The sequence below is a fragment of the Amycolatopsis suaedae genome (assembly GCF_004214935.1).
Taxonomy (GTDB): domain Bacteria; phylum Actinomycetota; class Actinomycetes; order Mycobacteriales; family Pseudonocardiaceae; genus Amycolatopsis; species Amycolatopsis suaedae.
In genome coordinates this window covers 65,300-83,263 of sequence record NZ_SFCC01000019.1, presented here as the reverse complement: position 1 = coordinate 83,263, position 17,964 = coordinate 65,300, and the positions used below count along the sequence as shown (strand labels likewise).

At 72.1% G+C, this 17,964-nt stretch carries 14 protein-coding genes; 11 read left to right on the top strand and 3 right to left on the bottom strand.

All coding sequences use genetic code 11. The features are described from left to right. The first annotated feature begins 151 nt into the window (after positions 1 to 151). The 8 genes from EWH70_RS30860 to EWH70_RS30825 all read left to right on the top strand — a co-directional run bounded on the left by EWH70_RS30860 (position 152) and on the right by EWH70_RS30825 (position 11,995). On the top strand, positions 152 to 1,258 hold the full coding sequence (locus EWH70_RS30860) for a DUF917 domain-containing protein (protein WP_165436485.1): 1,107 nt from the start codon (positions 152 to 154) through the stop codon (positions 1,256 to 1,258). Beyond that, positions 1,255 to 2,709: a hydantoinase/oxoprolinase family protein gene (locus EWH70_RS30855; RefSeq protein WP_130479090.1), complete on the top strand. Its 1,455-nt coding sequence runs from the start codon at positions 1,255 to 1,257 to the stop codon at positions 2,707 to 2,709. The genes EWH70_RS30860 and EWH70_RS30855 overlap by 4 nt, the downstream gene beginning before the upstream one ends. Then, a complete protein-coding gene (locus tag EWH70_RS30850) occupies positions 2,696 to 4,027 on the top strand; it encodes a purine-cytosine permease family protein (protein WP_130479089.1) in 1,332 nt (443 codons plus the stop codon). The genes EWH70_RS30855 and EWH70_RS30850 overlap by 14 nt, the downstream gene beginning before the upstream one ends. Continuing rightward, positions 4,024 to 5,586 (top strand): hydantoinase/oxoprolinase N-terminal domain-containing protein, encoded by a 1,563-nt coding sequence (locus tag EWH70_RS30845; protein WP_130479088.1) that lies wholly within the window; start codon positions 4,024 to 4,026, stop codon positions 5,584 to 5,586. The genes EWH70_RS30850 and EWH70_RS30845 overlap by 4 nt, the downstream gene beginning before the upstream one ends. Then, positions 5,579 to 6,661, top strand: coding sequence for a DUF917 domain-containing protein (locus tag EWH70_RS30840; protein WP_130479087.1), 1,083 nt, complete (start codon positions 5,579 to 5,581; stop codon positions 6,659 to 6,661). Before EWH70_RS30845 ends, EWH70_RS30840 begins: the two co-directional genes overlap by 8 nt. Before the next feature lie 70 nt (positions 6,662 to 6,731). Beyond that, the gene (locus tag EWH70_RS30835; protein WP_130479086.1) at positions 6,732 to 8,036 is read left to right on the top strand and encodes a sensor domain-containing diguanylate cyclase; all 1,305 of its coding nucleotides are present in this window, start codon (positions 6,732 to 6,734) and stop codon (positions 8,034 to 8,036) included. 238 nt (positions 8,037 to 8,274) lie between these two features. After that, positions 8,275 to 11,085, top strand: a complete 2,811-nt coding sequence (locus EWH70_RS30830) for an AfsR/SARP family transcriptional regulator (RefSeq protein ID WP_130479085.1) — start codon at positions 8,275 to 8,277, stop codon at positions 11,083 to 11,085. A gap of 10 nt (positions 11,086 to 11,095) precedes the next feature. Next, the gene (locus EWH70_RS30825; protein ID WP_130479084.1) at positions 11,096 to 11,995 is read left to right on the top strand and encodes a LysR family transcriptional regulator; all 900 of its coding nucleotides are present in this window, start codon (positions 11,096 to 11,098) and stop codon (positions 11,993 to 11,995) included. Here EWH70_RS30825 and EWH70_RS30820 read toward each other — a convergent pair. Both EWH70_RS30820 and EWH70_RS30815 read right to left on the bottom strand, forming a co-directional pair. Beyond that, positions 11,947 to 12,510 carry a GNAT family N-acetyltransferase gene (locus tag EWH70_RS30820; protein WP_130479083.1) on the bottom strand — a complete coding sequence of 188 codons (564 nt, stop codon included), beginning with the start codon at positions 12,508 to 12,510 and terminating at the stop codon, positions 11,947 to 11,949. The genes EWH70_RS30825 and EWH70_RS30820 overlap by 49 nt on opposite strands. Before the next feature lie 13 nt (positions 12,511 to 12,523). Continuing rightward, the gene (locus EWH70_RS30815; protein WP_130479082.1) at positions 12,524 to 13,528 is read right to left on the bottom strand and encodes an MDR family NADP-dependent oxidoreductase; all 1,005 of its coding nucleotides are present in this window, start codon (positions 13,526 to 13,528) and stop codon (positions 12,524 to 12,526) included. A gap of 99 nt (positions 13,529 to 13,627) precedes the next feature. On the opposite strand from EWH70_RS30815, the gene EWH70_RS30810 reads away from it, so the two are divergent. Next, positions 13,628 to 14,614, top strand: a complete 987-nt coding sequence (locus EWH70_RS30810) for a carcinine hydrolase/isopenicillin-N N-acyltransferase family protein (RefSeq protein ID WP_130479081.1) — start codon at positions 13,628 to 13,630, stop codon at positions 14,612 to 14,614. A 79-nt stretch (positions 14,615 to 14,693) separates the two neighbouring features. Continuing rightward, entirely contained in the window at positions 14,694 to 15,560 is an 867-nt protein-coding gene (locus EWH70_RS30805; protein ID WP_130479080.1) for a manganese catalase, read from the top strand. Between the two features lie 87 nt (positions 15,561 to 15,647). On the opposite strand, the gene EWH70_RS30800 is transcribed toward EWH70_RS30805, so the two are convergent. Next, the gene (locus tag EWH70_RS30800; protein WP_130479079.1) at positions 15,648 to 16,340 is read right to left on the bottom strand and encodes a TetR/AcrR family transcriptional regulator; all 693 of its coding nucleotides are present in this window, start codon (positions 16,338 to 16,340) and stop codon (positions 15,648 to 15,650) included. A gap of 92 nt (positions 16,341 to 16,432) precedes the next feature. Between EWH70_RS30800 and EWH70_RS30795 the strand changes: the two genes are divergently transcribed. Continuing rightward, positions 16,433 to 17,962, top strand: a complete 1,530-nt coding sequence (locus tag EWH70_RS30795) for an MFS transporter (protein ID WP_130479078.1) — start codon at positions 16,433 to 16,435, stop codon at positions 17,960 to 17,962. The last annotated feature ends 2 nt before the right edge of the window (positions 17,963 to 17,964 follow it).

Below are 17,964 nucleotides of genomic sequence, written 5' to 3'. Positions count from 1 at the left end.
CGACCATTATCAATCTCGGCAGGTCACCACCTGCGAGAACACCGTGTAGTGCAACCGTGTTCATCCAGTCCCCAGATTCATACGGTCAGTACTAGCCGCCGAAAGTTTTCATACTACCAACACAGCCACGTTGGGTGACCATTTCGCTACGGTGACGCTTGTGCTCCTGGACCTGCCGGCTCTTCCCGAGTTCGCCGTCGGCTGCGACGTGCTCGGAGCCGGTGGCGGAGGCTCCGCGGCCGGTGCACTGCCCCTGGCCGCGCACGCCATCGCCGAGCACGGCCCGGTTCCGGTCGTGACGCTGACCGACCTGCACCCCGACGACCTGGTGATGCCGTGCGCCTACCTCGGCGCGCCGGACATCGCCATGGAGCGCATCGGCACCGGCCACGAGTCCGAGTCGATCCGCCGCCAGGTCGAGGCACACTTCGGCCGTCCGGTCGGCGCGCTGATGTGCACCGAGATCGGCGGCTTCAACGGCCCCGGCTCGGTGGCGCTCGCCGCGCACGCGGGGCTGCCGCTGCTGGACGCCGACGGCATGGGCCGCGCGTTCCCCGGCGTCGAGCAGGTGTCCATGCAGCTGGCCGGCATCACCCCGGCGCCGGCCGTCCTCGCCGACGAGCACGAACGCGTCGTGCTGGTCAACGCCGAGAACGGCCGCTGGCTGGAACGGCTCGCCCGCCAGGTCACGGCCGGGTTCGGCGACCGCGGCGCGAGCAGCGAGTACGTGATGAGCGCCCGCGACGCCGGCACGGCCGTGGTGGCCGGTTCGGTCGGCAAGGCGCTGGCCATCGGCGCGACGCTCACCGAGGCCGCGGCCGAGGGCGGCACCACCGCGACGGTGGTCGACCGGCTGGTCGAGCGGTTCGGCGGCCTGCGGCTGATCGAGGGCAGGGTCACCGACATGCGCCACGCCCACCCCGCGGGCACCCCGATGGCGGGCAACGCACGCTCCGCCGCCGTCGTCGAGGGCATCGGCGCGGACGCCAGCCGGTGGCTGCGCCTGGAGGTCGGTCACGAGTACCTCGCCGCCGTCGAGGACGGCGAGGTGCGGGCGACCGTGCCGGACATCATCTCCGCCTTCGATGTCTACAGTGGACGGCCGGTGCCCGCCGACGCCCTGCGATACGGCCTGCGGCTGGTGATCGCCGCGCTGCCCTGCCCGCCGCAGTGGCTCACCCCCGCCGGGCTCGACCTGGTCGGGCCACGCGCGTTCGGGCTCAGCCTGGACTATCACCCGCTGGGGGTAACCGCGTGAACCTGCCGCAGCCGCGTTTCCGCCTGGGCCTGTGCTGGGCGGACGACTCGGTCTCGGCCGCCCTGCTCGACCCGGACGACGAGGTGCTCGCCGCGACCGGCACGACCGCGCCCGCGCCGGACTCCAGCTGGCACACCGTCGTCGCGGGGCTGACCGGCGCGCTGCTGGAGCAGCCGGGCGCCCGCGGCATCGTCCCCGGTGACGTCGACCGGGTGCTGGTGTCGGCCAGCGCGGTCGCGGGGTTCGCCGGCTGGCCGGACGGGATCTGGCCGCCCGGCATCGGCGGTGTCGCGGTGCTGCGGCTGGGCGCGGCGACCACGGCCGTACCGCCGCTGGGAGCGTGGCCGCCTCCGCTGCGGGACCGGATCGCCGTCGACACGGCCTGCGTCGCCGGTGGGTCCATGCTGGACGGTGAGGAGTTCGAGCCGCTGGACCGGGCGGCCGTCTCGGCGTTCGCCGACCGCATCGCCGGACGCGCCGCCGCGGTCGCCGTCACCGGCGTGTTCGCCGCCGTTCGGCCCGGTCACGAACTGGAGGCGGCCGCACTGCTGCACCGGCGCCTCGGCGACGCCATGCCGGTCGTCACCTCCCACGAGTTCGGCGGGCTCGGCCTGCTCGACCGGGAGAACGCGACCGTGCTGCAGGCCGCGCTCATCCACCGCGCGCGGGCGCAGGGCAGTGCACTGCAGGCCGCGCTGGCCGACGCGGGCTTCGGTGACGCCGAGGTGTTCGTCGGCTGCCACGACGGCACGGTGGCGGCGCTGGACCACGCCGTGACCCACCCGCTTCCGCTGCACGGTGGCGTCAACGCCGCGACGGCGGCTGGTGCGGGAAGGCTCGCCGGGGTACCGGACGCGCTCGTGCTGCTGTCCGATGTGGACGGACGCCAGCGTGCCGTGTGCACGCTCGCCGACGGCATGCCGAGGCTGGACATCGGGCCGACGCTCATCGCCGGAATTCCCACCCAGCTGAGGGTTCCGGCGCTGGTCTCCACCGCGAACACCACCCTGGACGAGGCGCTCGACCGGGCCAAACCCGGGCCGGATGACCTCCCCGTACTGCTGGCCGGTGCCGGTGCGACCGCGCTCGCGGCCCGGCTGCCGGCACGCATTCCCGGTGTCTCCACGGTGCGCCGCCCGCCGCACGCCGAAGCGGCCGCGGCGGTCGGGGTGGCGTGTGCCGCGGTGCGCGGCAGGGCGTACCGGATCGTCGCCGCCCGGCGGCCGGACGCCGACGGCGTGCGGGAGGAAGCCAGGGCCGCGGCGCGGACCGCGGCCGTCCTCGCCGGTGCCGACCCCGGCGGCGTGCGGGTCACCGCGGTGCGGGAGACACCGCTGCCGTACCTGAGCGAGCCTGCGATGACGCTGAACGTCGTCGCCGAGGGACCGCCCCGGCCGGGCCTGCGCGAGCCGTCGCCGCGAAGGGTGGTGGCGTCCCGTGCACGGCGGTGAGACCGGCGAGGACTACGCACTGGAACGGGTACCGGACCGCGCCCGCTATCCATGGTGGACGGTCGCCGTCCAGCGGTTCGGCCAGCTGTCCGATCTCACCCAGTTCCTGCTCGGCGCGACGCTGGGTGCGGGCCTGTCGCTGTGGGGCGCGTTCTGGTCGTTCACCCTGGGCGCGGCGATCCTGGAGCTGGTGGCCATCGTCGTCGGGATCATCGGCGTGCGTGAAGGACTGTCCACATCGGTCCTGGCGCGCTGGACCGGCTTCGGCCGCTACGGTTCCGCGCTCATCGCGCTGGTGATCGGCGTCAGCCTGATCGGCTGGTTCGGTATCCAGAACAGCCTGTTCGCCGGCGGGATGCACACGCTCGTCGGCGCGCTGCCACTGCCGGTCTGGTCGGTGATCACCGGGCTGGCCGTGACGGTGCTGGTGCTGTTCGGCTTCCGCTGGATGGCCTGGGTCGCCTACGTGACCGTCCCTGCGTTCCTCGTGCTCGCCGGCTGGTCGATCGTGAGCCAGCTGTCCGAGCACGACCTAGGCGACCTCGCCGCGTCCGGCCCGTTCGGCGATCCGATCTCCATCGCCACCGGCGCGACGATCGTGGCGGGCTCGTTCATCGCGGGCGCGGTGATCACCCCGGACATGACGCGGTTCAACCGCACCGCCGCCGACGTGGTGAAGCAGAGCGTCGTGTCGATCACGCTGGGCCAGTACGTGATGGGCCTGATCGGCGTGCTGGTCGCCTACGCCGTTCGCTCCAGCGACATCGTCGCCATCGTCGCGGCGACCTCCGGGGTCGCCGGTGTGATCGTGCTGGTCTCGGCCACGGTCAAGATCAACGACTGGAACCTCTACGGCGGCAGCCTCGCCGTCGTCAACGGGATCGCCACGCTCACCCGGACCCGCGTCCGCCGCGTGGTCGTCACCGCGGTGATCGGCGTCGTCGGAACCGCGTTGTCCACGGCGGGAATCCTGGAGCGGTTCAGCGACTTCCTGACGCTGCTGGGCGTCGCGCTGCCGCCGATCGCGGGGATCATGGCGGCCGAGTACTTCGTCGTGCGCCGCTGGCGCGGCGACCTGGACACCTCGCGCGCGAACGGTGTGCTGCCGGCCGCGGAGCCGGGCTGGGTCCCGGCGACGCTGGTGGTGTGGCTCGGCGCGGCCGCGTTCGGCTGGTGGACCGAGCAGGCGCAGTGGGGCATCCCCGCGCTGAACTCGCTGGCGGTGGCCGCCGTCGCGTACCTGGTCGCGGCGAAGGCCGGGCTGCTGCGTTCGTTCGCCGACGGCCCGACCAGCGGTCGCGAGGAGGTGCGCTCATGAGGATCGGCCTCGACGTCGGCGGGACGCACACCGACGCGGTGCTGCTGTCCGGCACCGATGTCGTCGCCGCCACGAAGACGCCGACGACCGCCGACGTCACCGGCGGCGTACGCAACGCGTTGCGGGACCTGCTGTCCGAACCGGTGGCGGCGCGGGTCCGGGCGGTGATGATCGGGACGACGACCTTCACCAACGCGCTGGTCGAGGGCAAGCGGCTCACGCCGACGGCGGCGATCCGGCTCGGACTGCCGGCCACCGCGGCGATTCCCCCGATGACCGGATGGCCGGCGCGGTTGCGGGAGGCGCTACGGGGCCGGTGGCGGCTGTGCGACGGCGGCTACGAGTACGACGGCTCGACGCTGTCCGAGGTCGTCCCGGAGCAACTGCGGGCCGCGGCGGAGGAACTGGCGGGCGAAGGCGTCCGCGCGGTGGCCGTGTCGTCGGTGTTCGCGCCGGTCAACGGCGACGCCGAACTGCGGGCGGCGCAGATCGTCGGCGAGACCGTGCCCGAGTTGCGGGTGACGTGCTCGCACGAGGTCGGCAGCATCGGGCTGCTGGAACGGGAGAACGCCGCGATCCTCAACGCCGCGCTCGGCGAGCTGGCCGAGGAAACCATCGCCGCGCTGACGGCCGCGGTGGCCGACTCCGGCGTCACCGCGCCGCTGCTGCTCAGCCAGAACGACGGCACGCTGATGGCGCTGGACCACGCCCGCCGGTTCCCGATCAGGGCCATCGCGTCCGGGCCGACGAACTCCATGCGTGGCGCGGCGCTGCTGTCCGGTGTGGACGATTGCGCGGTGATCGACATCGGCGGCACCACGACGGACATCGGCGTGCTGAGCGGCGGCGTGCCGCGGGAGGCGTCGTCGCTGACGACGCTGGCCGGCGTGCGCACCAACGGCAGGATGCCCGACCTGCTCTCGCTGGGCATCGGCGGCGGCAGCCTGGTGCGGGGCGACACCGTCGGCCCGGACAGCGTCGGGCACGACCTGACCACCCGCGCGCTCGCGTTCGGCGGGTCGACACTGACCGCCACCGACCTGGCGACGGCGGCGGGCTGGGCCGACGTCGGCGACCGGTCGCTGCTGGACGGCGTCGATCCGGCCCGGGCCCGGCGGGTGCTGGCCGGGATCGGCAGGCGGATCGCCGACGCCGTCGACCGGATGCGTACCTCACCCGAGCCGCTGCCCGCCGTGGTCGTCGGCGGCGGCAGCGTCCTGCTCCCCCACCCCACCGAGGAGCTGCCCGACCTGCGCAGGCCCGAGCACTACGCGGTCGCCAACGCCATCGGCGCGGCGATCGCGGCCGTCGGCGGGGAGGTCGACCGAGTCGTTCACTTCGGCACCCGCAGGCGCCGCGACGTGCTCGCGGAGGCGAAGGAGGAAGCCGTCGCCCGTGCCGAGGCGGCGGGCGCCCGCGCGGGCAGTGTGCGGGTGGTGGCGCTGGAGGAGATCCCGCTGGCCTACCTGACCAGCGGTGCCACCAGGGTCCGGATCAAGGCCGTCGGTGACCTGGACATCGACCGGCTGCCCGGGGAGCCGGAGGTGTCCTGTGCGTGAGCTGGACGCCGGGGTGCTGCCCGACATCGCGCGGGGAGCCGCGATCCTCGGCTGTGGTGGCGGCGGCGACCCGCACATCGGCATGCTGCTGGCCACACGTGCGATCGAGCTGAACGGGCCGGCGACGCTGGTGAGCGTCGACGAGGTGCCCGCCGACGCGGTCGTCGTGCCGGTCGCCATGATGGGCGCGCCGACCGTGTCCACCGAGAAACTTCCGCAGGGCGGCGAGGCGGTCGCGGCCCTGCGGGCACTGGAACGCACCACGGGCAGGCGGGCCACGCATCTGGTGCCGATCGAGATCGGCGGCATGAACTCGCTGGTCCCGGTCGCCGCCGCCGTCGAGACCGGGCTGCCGCTGGTCGACGGCGACGGCATGGGCCGCGCGTTCCCCGAGGCTCAGATGACGCTGCCGTCGCTGGCGGGCGTCAGCGCCACGCCGATGGCCATCACCGACGACAAGGGCAACACGACCCTGGTAGAGACCGGCAGCAACCGGTGGGCGGAGCGCATCGCCCGTGCGGTGTGCACGGAGAGCGGATGCTCGGTGTTCACCGCGGACACCCTGCTGGCAGGGCATCAACTGGCCGACGGGCTGGTCAGCGGGACGGTCACGCTGGCACAGCGACTGGGCGCGGCGGTGCGCTCCGCGCGGGAGGATCACGCCGATCCGGTGGCCGCCGCCGTCGACGTGCTCGGCGGGGTCCACCTCGCCACAGGCAAGATCACCGACGTGCGGCGCGCGACGAGCCGAGGCTTCGCCCGGGGCACCGCGACGGTCGAATCGATCGGCCGAACGGACGTGGGCGCGCTCGTCCTGTCGATGCAGAACGAGTTCCTCCTCGCACGCGGCGAGGGCGGTGCGGTGCTGGCGTCCACACCGGACCTGATCTGCGTACTGGAAACAGATACCGGTGAGCCGATCACGACCGAGGCTCTCCGGTACGGTCACCGGGTCACGGTCGTCGCGGCCCCCTGCGATCCACGATGGACCACCAGCGGTGGTCTGGACCTCGTGGGGCCGGCTGCGTTCGGCTACCACCACGCGTATTCGAGTGTGCGGGTGAACGCCTCATGATGATCAGTTGTCGCGGTTACGCATGGCGAAGCTCCTCTCCCGGCTCGCTGTGGATCGTCGGGGTGTACTCATGAGTATCCGCACCAGGGTCACCGGTTCCGAACCACCCACCCGACTTCGTAACGCGATCGTCGCCCCGCGGCGCTGGGCACTGTGGTCGCAGCCGTCGCGGGTCGTCGTCTACTGCCTGGCCACCGAGGCCGCGGCGGTGGCCACCACACTGTGGCTGCACCGCACGCCGACGGCAGGTCAGCTCGCGTTGCTGGCTGTAATGATCACACTCGCCATCGTGCAGGCTGAACTCGGCCGCCACTTCGAGCGCGTACGGCGACGGGTCGGCAGCACGCTGCACATCAACATGACGTCGGTGTGGACGTTCGCGGCCGTGCTGGTGCTGCCGCCGTCGCTGACCGCGACGCTGACGGTGATCCTCTACGCCCACCTCGCCGCCCGCAGCTGGCACCGCCTGCACCGCGCGCCGACCTGGCGCACGGTCAACAACGCCAGCCTCATCGTGCTGACCTGCCATGCCGCGCACACCGTGCTGACCGTCGGCGGCGTCACCGACCTGCGCAGCGTGCTGAACGGCGGCTGGCGCTGCGCGGCCGTGCTGCTCGCGGCGATCGGGGCGTACTTCGTGGTCAACGCCCTGATCGTGCTGCCCGCGCGGACCACCGTCGGGCGTACCCCGGTGCAGTTGTTCGGCACCTGGTCGGACAACGGCCTCGAACTGGCGACCCTGTGCCTCGGCGCGCTGAACGCGCTCGCGCTGGTCACCCAGCCCGTCCTGGCCGTGCTCGTGGTGCCGCCGCTGCTGTTCCTGCAACGGACCCTGCACGTGCGCCAGCTGGAGGCGGCGGTCAACCGCGACCAGAAGACCGGACTGCTCAACCTGACCGGCTGGACGGCGGTCGCCGAAGAGGCACTGGTCAAAGTGGACCAGCACGGTAGGCCGATCGCACTACTGATGATCGACCTCGACCACTTCCGTGAGATCAACAGCCGCTACGGCCACCTCGGCGGCGACGACATCCTGAAGGTCGTCGCCACCACCATCACCCGCACCGTGCGCGACCACAACGACGCCGTCGGCCGGTTCGGCGGCGAGGAGTTCGTCGTCCTGCTGCCGAACATCACCGACCCGGACGACGTCCGCACGGTCGCCGAGCGTGTCCGGGCCGCGGTGAACGAACTCGAGATCGAACTGAACGGCGCCAACGTGACCGGGCTGTCGGTGTCCATCGGCACGGCGCTCTACCCGGCGGCGGGCACCACGATCCGGCAACTGCTCAACTCCGCCGACGGCGCCCTGTACCTGGCCAAGGACGCCGGCCGCAACCAGACGGTCTCCTCCGACCTGGCCCGGAGCTCGTGAAGGCCACCTTCATTACGTCTCATGTGGTGAAGGTGGCCTTCACGAGCTTCGGCCGGAGCGGTCAGTCGTCGGGCTCGGTGGTCTCGTCGGCTGTGCGGGCACGGTCGGCGGCCTCGGCGCGGGCCGCCTCCTGGTCCAGCAGGCTCATCGTGGACTCCCTTCTCGGCTGGTTACCAAGGCTGGGACCGCCGCCGTGTGGAAAGCTGGGAGGAAACCTTGAAGTCCCAGGTGACAGGGGGTGCGGGTGGACGTCCGGTTCCGCCTGCTCGGCGAGTTGGAGCTGCTGGTCGACGGTCGGCCGGTGTGGCTCGGGCACGCCCGCCAGCGCGCCGTCCTGGTCGCCCTCGTCGTCGACGCGAACCGCCTGGTCACCGCGGCCGACCTGATCGACCGGGTCTGGGGCGAACGCCTGCCGCGGCAACCCCGCGAGGCGCTCTACGGTTACGTCTCGCGGCTCCGCGGCGCCCTCGACGGGGTCGCCACCATCGAACGGCGCCCGGAGGGGTACCGGCTCACGGTCGACGCCGCCACCGTCGACCTGCACCGCTTCGACGACCTGCTGACCAGGGCACGCGACTGCACAGACGACGCCCGGGCGGTCGAGCTGTACGACGAGGCACTCGGCCTGTGGCAGGGCCCGCCACTGTCCACAACCGACACACCGTGGCTGGAGTCGCTGCGGGCGAGCCTGGACCGCAGGCGGGTCACGGCGGAACTGGACCGTGACGACCGGATGCTGCGCCTCGGCAGGCACGCGGAGGTGCTGCCCGAGCTGCTCGCCCGCGTCGACGGTGCCACGGTCGACGAGCGGCGGGTCGGCCAGCTGATGCTGGCGCTGTACCGCAACGGCAGGCAGCCCGAGGCACTCGACCACTACCGGCGGCTCCGCGAACGGCTGGCCGACGAGCTGGGCACCGACCCCGGCACCGAACTCCAGCGGCTACACCAGCGCATCCTCACCGCCGACCCCACGCTGACGGCGCCGGCGAGCGGCAGGCGCGTGCCGCGGCAGCTACCCGCGCCGCCGCCCGCCTTCACCGGCCGCGAGCGGGAACTGGCCGCACTGACCGGCGCGCTACGGCAGACCACCGTCGTGTCTGTGGTCGGTGGCGGCGGGATGGGCAAGACCTGGCTCGCACTGCGCTGGGCACACGACCACGCGGCCGACTTCCCGGACGGCCAGCTCTACCTCAACCTCCGCGGCTTCGACCCGGTCGAGGAGCCGGTGACGCCGGCGTCGGCGCTGCGTGGCCTGCTGGACGGCCTCGGCGTCGCGGCCGTCCCGCCGGACCTGGACGCGCAGGCCGCGCTGTACCGGGGCCTGGTGGCCGACCGGCGAATGCTCATCGTGCTGGACAACGCCCGCGACAGCACCCAGCTCGCCCCGCTGCTGCCCGGCGGTGCCACCTGCGCTGTCCTGGTGACCAGCCGCAACCAGCTCGGCGCCCTGGTCACCACCCACGGCGCACGCCCGCTCCCGCTCGACGTCCTCGACGACACCGAGGCCACGGACCTGCTGACCCGCGCCGCCGGCGCGGCCCGGGCCGAAGCCGAACCCGCCGCGGTGGCAGACCTGCTGCGGCACTGCGCCGGCCTGCCGCTGGCGCTGGGCATCGTCGCCGCCCGGGCCGCGACCCAGCCCGGGCTTCCACTCGCGGCACTCGCCGACGAGCTGCGGGACACGCGGCTGGACGCACTGGACGCCGGCGAGGTGCCCGCCAACCTGCGGGCGGTGCTCGCGGCGTCGTACCGAACCCTGAACCCGGGTACCGCCACGACGTTCCGGCTGCTGGGGCTGGCGCCGGGTCCGGTCGTCACGCTGGCGGGTGCGACGGCACTGACCGGTGCGGACGCCAAGCCCGCACTGCGGGAGCTGACCACGGCGAACCTACTCGGCCAGGTCGACGCCGACCGCTATCGCATGCACGACCTGGTCCGCCTCTACGCCGCCGAGCTGGCGTCCACTGTGGACTCGGAGCAGGACCGGGCGGCGGCACTGACCCGGCTCTACGACCGCTACTGCTACCTCGCCTCGGTCGCCGCGATGCGCTGGAATCCGCACGACGAGCATCGCTACCCGCCGATGCCCGAACCCGCCGGACCACCGGTTCAAATCACCCGGGGTGACCGGTGGCTGGACCGCGAAATCGACATCCTGCTCGCCATCACCGCGCAGGGTTCCGCGCGGCATGTCACGCACCTCTCCTCGGTCCTGGCCCGGTATCTGGACATCAGCGGCCGGTATCACGACGCACTGGCGTTGCACACCGCCGCGGTGCAGCTGGAGTCGCCGAACACCGGCAGGGCGCTGGTCCACCGGGCGGGCACCCTCTCCCGGCTCGGCAGGCTCGACGAGGCCATCGACGCGGGCCTCCGTGCCGACGCGCTCGGCCGCGCCGCGAACGACGGCGTCACTCAGCTGATCGCGGCGAACTCCCTGGGGACAAACCTGGGCATGCGGGGAAAGCTGGACGAGTCCCGGCAGCACTACGAGCGCGCGCTGGCCATCGCCCGGGTCATCGGGTCCCGCGACGCGGAAGCCATCGCGGCCAACAACCTCGGCATCGCCCTACAACAACTCGGCCGACTCGACGAGGCCGAGGAACTGATCGACCTGTCGCGGGCCATCGCGGAGGAGTCCGGCAACGGCGCGATGGGGACCTACGTCCGGGGAAGCTACGCCGACCTGTCCCGGGAGCGAGGTGACTATCCCAGGGCCATCGAGCACTGGCAGCAGGCCGTGGAGATGGCTCATCTGAACGGCGACGTGGGACTCGAGGTGGAGGGCGCCAACTTCCTCGGCCTCACCGTCAGGGCGAGCGGCGATCCCGAAGGGGCCGTTCAGCATCACCGGCGGGCGCTACGGCTGGCCACCGAGGTGCACTTCCGCTACGAGCAGGCCCGCGCCCACGACGGCCTCGCCCGCGCCTTCCACGAACTCGGCCGCCACACCGAGGCCCGTGAGCACGCCACGTCGGCGCTGGCGCTGTACCGCGAGCTGGGGACGGCGGAAGCCGCCGACTTCGCCGCGTTCGCGGCCGGGTGGTAAAGCTCATGACATGGAGCTTCACCAGCTGAGGTACCTCGTCGCGGTCGCCGACGAGGGCAGCTTCACCAGGGCCGCCGCCCGGCTGCACGTGGCGCAGCCGGGGGTGAGCGCGCAGATCCGGCGCCTCGAACGGGAACTCGGCGAGGACCTGTTCGACCGAACGGGCCGTTCGGTGCGGCTGACCGACGCGGGAGCGGCAGTTCTGCCTTACGCCCGCGCCGCGCTGGCCGCCGTCGACGGCGTCCGGCTCGCCGTCGACGAACTCGCCGGGCTGGTCCGCGGGAAGGTCTCCATCGGCATGGTCACCTCACATCCGGTCGACCTGCCCGCGCTGCTGGCGCGGTTCCACGACGATCACCCGGCCGTGGAGATCACCCTGACCGAGGACGACAACGACGCCCTCGTCACCGCCGTGCTCGACGGCAGGCTGGACGCCGCGATCGTCGCCTACGGGACCGAGCCACCCGCGGGCCTGACCGCCCAGGTGGTGACGGACGAGGCGATCTTCGCCGCGGTCGGCCCGGGCGACCCGCTGGCAGGGCGCTCCACGATCCCGCTGAGCGCCCTGCGTGACCGCAGGCTGATCTGCCTGCCTGCGGGCGGCGGCATCCGGTCGATTCTCGACGACGCGTGCACGGCCGCGGGCTTCGCGCCGCTGGTGCCGTTCGAGGCGGGCACCCCGCAGGCGCTGGTGCGGCTGGCGGCACGCGGCCTCGGTGTCGCCGTCGTGCCGGAGACCATCGCCGTGAACCACGACGGCGTCGTGCCGCTGCGGATCACCCGCCCGTCGCTACGCGGGCGGCTCGGGTTCGCCTGGCGTACCGAAGGACCGGTCAGCCCCGCCGCCCGTGCCCTGCGCGGTCAGCTCGCCCACTTCGACGCCCGCCACTCGCGGTCGAGCATGGCGTAGTGCAGCTCGCCGCCCCACTCGCCCTTGAAGATCTCCGCCTCGACGAAATGCGCCTCCCTGCGCATGCCGATCCGCTCCATCACCCGCGCCGACGCCTCGTTGCGGACGTCGCAGCGGCCGTAGATCCGGTGCAGCCCGAGCCGCTCGAACCCGATCCGCAGCATCTCCACCGCGGCCTCGGTGGCGAACCCCTTGCCGCCGTAGCCGGGGTGGAAGACGTAGCCGAACTCGCCCTGCCGATGCGTCACGCTGACCCACACCAGCTGCACCCAGCCGATCACCTTGCCGTCGTACTCGACGGCGTGCACCAGGGTGTCACCCTCCCTGGCCAGCGACGTCTGCTTCCGGCGCTTGGCCAGTGCCCTGGCGTTGTCCTCCTCGTCGAACGGCTCGTTGAACAGGTACCTGGCCACCTCGGGCAACGATTCGAACTCCAGTAGGTCGGCCTCGTCGGCCGCGGTGAACGGACGCAGCACGAGGCGCTCGGTCTTGATCGGATCGACAAAATCGGCCACGACCCCAACATACCTACGACAGCCGCACCAGCACCGTCCCGCGGAACCGGCCGGCCACCACGTCGAGCATGGCCTGCGGAACCGCGCCGGCCCCGCCCTCGACGACCGTGTGCGGGAAGACGAACCGGCCTTCGGCGAGCCACCGGGTGTAGTGCTCGGTCCACTCGGCGACGTCGGCGGGTTCGTAGGGTGTGGTGAACCCGCGGATGGTGAGGTCCTTGAGCACGACCGGGTCGAGGTCCAGCACGGGACTGCGCCCGGAGAGCGCCCCGCACAGCGCGAACCTCGCGTTCGGCGCGGCCGCCTGCAGTGCCGCCTCGAACTGCTCGCCGGCGACATTGTCGAACACGACGTCGAGCCCGTCCGGCGCCAGCTCGATGAGCCGGTCGAGGACCGGCCCGTCGTGGTAGTCGAACGCGGCGTCGAAGCCCAGCTCGCCGACCAGGTACCCGATCTTCGCCGGGTCCCCGGTGCTGCCGATCACCCGCTTCGCGCCACGGCACCTGGCGATCTGCCCCGCGAGCGAGCCGACGGCCGTCGTGGCACCGGAGACGAACACCGTGTCGCCCTCGCCGACATCCGCCACGGTCACCATGCCGCGCCACGCGGTGACACCCTGGTTGAGGTAGTACTCCGGCCCGGGCACCCGGGTGGTGTCCAGCTTGCTGAACTCCCAGTCCTCCGCCTGCCCGAGCACGTACTCGCGGAAGCCGCGGGTGTGCGAGACGACGTCGCCAACGGCGAACTCGCGTGCGCGGGACCGGACGACCGTGCCGATCGCGGGCGCCCACGGCGCCTCGTTCAGCCGGTAGCCCGACATCGGCAGGTCCGGGTGCACCTCGGCGTCCATCAGGCTGCGCATGACGATGGACAGGACCATCCAGTCGTTACGGACGAGAAACTGGCCCTCGTCCGGCTCGGGCACGTCCACCTCGGCCGTCGTGAAGTGCTCGAGGCCGAGCCGGTCGCCCGGGCGTGCCACCAGCCGGACCTCCCTCGCGCGGGCCGGAACGTTCACTGCGTCTCCTCCAGGGTCGGGGTAACAACAACGGCGAAGCTAACGGGCATTCAGGTCATTTCGGGACCTGAATCGACCCGGGCCTGCGATGCTGTTCCGATGAGACGTGCCGTCCCGATGCTGTTGCTGGCCGCAGTGCTCGCCGGATGTCACAGCGCGGCCGCCCCACCGGCACCGGCGCCGGCTGCGCCGGTCATCGACGCGGCCGCGACGCTGGCCACCCTCCGCAAGGTCGACGACCATCCATTGTGGACAATGCGGGTCCACGGGGACTACGACCCCCTGGTGGTGCCGGACGCCCTGCGGGTCCGGCCCACCACGAACTGCTCGCTGTTCACCGCCCACGGCGACCCGGCCGACCCGCTGTTCGGCCGCAACTTCGACTTCCCGCACCAGCCCGCACTGCTGCTGTTCACCGCCCCCGCGGGCAGGCATGCGTCGGTCTCGATGGTCGACACCTCCTACCTGGGGCTCACCAGCGACGCCGACTTCACCACCGAGAAGGGACGGCAGGCGCTGCTCGGCGCCCACCTGCTGCCGTTCGACGGGATGAACGCCAAGGGCCTCACCGTGGGAATGGCGACCGCACCCGACGCCCGCGCCACCGTCCGGCCGGAACGGCGCACCGTCGGCAGCGTCCGGATCATGCGGATGGTGCTCGACGAGGCGTCCACCGTCGACGAGGCGATCGCCGTGTTCGAGCGGTTCAACGTCGACTTCAGCGACGGCACCGGCCTGCACTACCTGTTCGCCGACGCCCACGGTGGCGCGGCGGTGCTGGAGTTCGTCGACGGCAGGCTGGTGGTGGAGCGGCAACGCGGACCGTGGCAGGTCCTCACCAACATCCAGCTCGCCGGCAGCGACGAGGCCACCCGCCTGGCCGATCCGCGCTACGCCACCGCGAGCGGCGCCCTGCGGGCGGCGAACGGGAAGCTCGACCAGCCGCAGGCGATGGACCTGCTGGCCAGGGTCCACCAGCCACACACCCAATGGTCGATCGTCTACGGCCAGAAGTCGGGCAAGGTCCGCATCGCCACCGGCCGCCGTTTCGACGTCGTGCACGACTTCAGCCTGACGATGGCCTGACGCGAGAAACCCGTCGCGGCGCCGCATGGTTTCCGGATCCCGGGGAATGCCAGGCGTTCACCGACGACGAGGAGGCGACGTGTTCCGACACACCAAGCTGCTGCAGTGCGAGGCCAAGCCGGAACGTCCGGACGCCGTCTACGCCCGCAAACTCCAGGAACTCATCGGCGGCGCGTACGGCGAGATGACCGTGACCATGCAGTACCTGTTCCAGGGGTGGAACTGCCGCATCGAGGGCAAGTACAAGGACCTGATCATGGACACGGCCACCGAGGAGATCGGGCACGTCGAGATGCTGGCCACGATGGTCGCGCGGCTGCTCGACGGCGCTCCGGCGGAACAGGCCGCTGCCGCGGCGAAGGACCCGGTGATGGCGGCGGTGCTCGGCGGAATGGACCCGCAGCAGGCCATCGTGGCCGGTGGCGGAGCGATGCCGAACAACAGCCAGGGCGTGCCATGGAACGGCGGCTACATCGTGGCCAGCGGCAACCTGCTGGCCGACTTCCGCGCCAACGTCGCCGCCGAGGCCCAGGGCAGACTGCAGACCGCGCGGCTCTACAACATGACCGACGACCCCGGCGTCAAGGAGATGCTGCGGTTCAACCTGGCACGCGACACCGTGCACCAGAAGCAGTGGCTGGCCGCCATCGAGGAACTGATCAGCGACGGGCTGGAGCAGCCGATCGTGCCGGACGCCCTGTTCGACGAGGAGGACCAGACCCACAACCACACGATCTGGCACCTGTCCGACGGCACCGACGGCGACAAGGGCGGCTGGGTCGGCGACGGCACGGACCTGGAGTACCTGCACGACCCCGAGCCGCTCGGCGGCCCGGCCACGGCACCGAGGCCGAACCCGGCGCTGTACGCGACCTACTCGCCGACCATGGACGCCGTCGGCACGGTGAAGGGCAAGGCGAAGAAGCTCAAGAAGAAGGCGACCTGACGGCCCGGGCTCCCTCGCGCGTCAGCCAAAAGCACGTGAAGGCCACCTTCATCACGTCTCACGTAATGAAGGTGGCCTTCACGAGCTCTACGGCCGGTCTGCGCGACCGGACACGTAGGCCTCCACGCCGTCCAGCACCCTCGCCAGGCCGAACTCGAACTCCTCGTCGACCTCCTCCTGCCAGCTCGGGTCGCCGGCCAGGTCGGTGGTCAGCTCGGCCAGGCGCGGATAGCGGTCGTGCCCGGCGGAGTCCAGCTGGTCGCGCCACCAGCGCGCCGTGCCCTCCCGGCCTGCCGACGCGGCGGGCAGCCAGGTCATCGCCAGCCCGTGCACGTAGGAGACGACCGAGCTCAGCAGGTGCAGCCGCTCCCGCCCGGTCACGTTCAGGCCGTCGAAGACGGCCAGCGCCCACTCCATGTTGGCGAGCATGTTCGGCCCCATCGGCGGACGGGTCGACGCCGTCGCCCGCAGCACCCACGGGTGCGCGAAGAACGACCGCCAGTCCTGCCTCGCCGACGCGGCCAGCGCCGCCCGCCACCCCTCGGGCCGCGGGACGGGGTAGGCGTACTCGCCCACCACCTTGTCGATCATCAACGCGATCAGCTCGTCGCGGTTGGCGACGTGCCGGTAGAGCGCCATCCCGCTGGCGTTGAGCCGCTCGCCGACCCGCCGCATGGTCACCGCGTCCAGGCCGCCCTCGTCGGCCACGCCGATGGCGGTGGACACGATCAGCGACAACGTCAGCGGCGGCCGCCGCGCCGGGTCGCGCACCTCGGTCATCCTTCACCACATTTCGTTTGCCAATCCTACGTCCATGGGTTTACGTTGTAATCACGCTGATGTTTACGTCGTAATCACCCATGGAGATTCACATGGTAAGCCTTTCCACCGCGCCGCGTGCCGGACGCAGGGAGTGGCTGGGCCTGGTCGTGCTCGTCCTGCCCTGCCTCCTCGTGTCGATGGATCTGTCGGTTCTGTTCTACGCCCTGCCCTTCCTGTCCGCCGACCTGGCTCCGAGCAGCACCGAGCTGCTCTGGATCCTCGACCTGTACGGCTTCGTGCTGGCGGGCCTGCTGATCACCATGGGCTCGCTCGGCGACCGGTTCGGCCGCAGGAAGGTGCTGCTCGCCGGCGCCGCCCTGTTCGGCGCGGCCTCCGTGCTGGCCGCCTACGCGCCGTCCACCGAGCTGCTGATCCTGGCCAGGGCGCTGCTCGGCGTCGCGGGCGCGACGCTGGCCCCCTCGACCCTGTCACTGATCCGGAACATGTTCACCGACGCACGGCAACGCCAGGTGGCGATCAGCGCGTGGACCATGGGTTTCGCCGGTGGCGCGCTGGTCGGCCCGATCGTCGGCGGGTTCCTGCTGGAGCACTTCTGGTGGGGCTCGGTGTTCCTGCTCAACGTCCCGGTGATGGTCCTGCTGCTCGTCCTCGGCCCGGTGCTGCTGCCGGAGTTCCGCAACCCCGCGGCGGGCCGGTTCGACCTCCCCGGCGCCCTGCTGTCGCTGGCCACCGTGCTGCCGGTCATCTACGGCGTCAAGAAGATCGCCGCCGACGGCTTCGCACTCGGCTACCTCGGCTCGATCCTGGCCGGCTGCGTGTTCGGCGTGTTGTTCGTCCGCAGGCAGCTCGCCGCGGACAACCCGATGGTCGACGTCACGCTGTTCCGCCGCCCGCAGTTCACCGGCGCGCTCGGCACCTGCGCGGTGACCTTCCTGGTGCTGGCCGGGATCGGGCTGTTCGTCTCGCAGTACCTGCAACTCGTGCTGGGTTACAGCCCGCTGGTGGCGGCACTGTGGAGCCTGCCGAGCGTCGCCGGGATGGGCGTCGGCGTCAGTGCCGCGACGGCGATCGCGGGCAAGGTGCGGCCCGCGCGGATCGTCGCGGCCGGGTTGTGCCTGGCCGCCGTGGGGTTCGTGTTGTTCGCCCAGGTGAGCGCCGAGTCCGGGGTGGCCTGGGTGGTCGCGTCGCAGGTGGTGCTGGCCGCCGGGATCGGCGGCGTGGCGACCATCGCGACCGAGCTGGTGCTCGCCACCGCGCCCCCGGAACGGGCCGGTGCGGCGTCGGCGATATCCGAGACCGCCAACGAGTTCGGCGGCGCGGCCGGGATCGCACTGCTGGGCAGCCTCGGCGCGGTGGTCTACCGCGGTGACCTGGCCGAGTCCGCGCCCGTGGGACTCGCTCCCGAGGCACTGGCCAGGGCGCGGGAGACGCTCGGCGCGGCCTTCGACGTCGCCACCGGGCTGCCCGCCGACCTGGGCGGCGCGCTGACGAGCGCGGCGAGCCGGTCGTTCGTGACCGGGCTGCAGTGGGTGGCGTGGATCGGCGTCGCGGGCAGCCTGCTGGTCGCGGCGTTCGTGGCGGTGGCGCTGCGGTCGGTCCGGCCGACCTCCGCCAAGTAGGC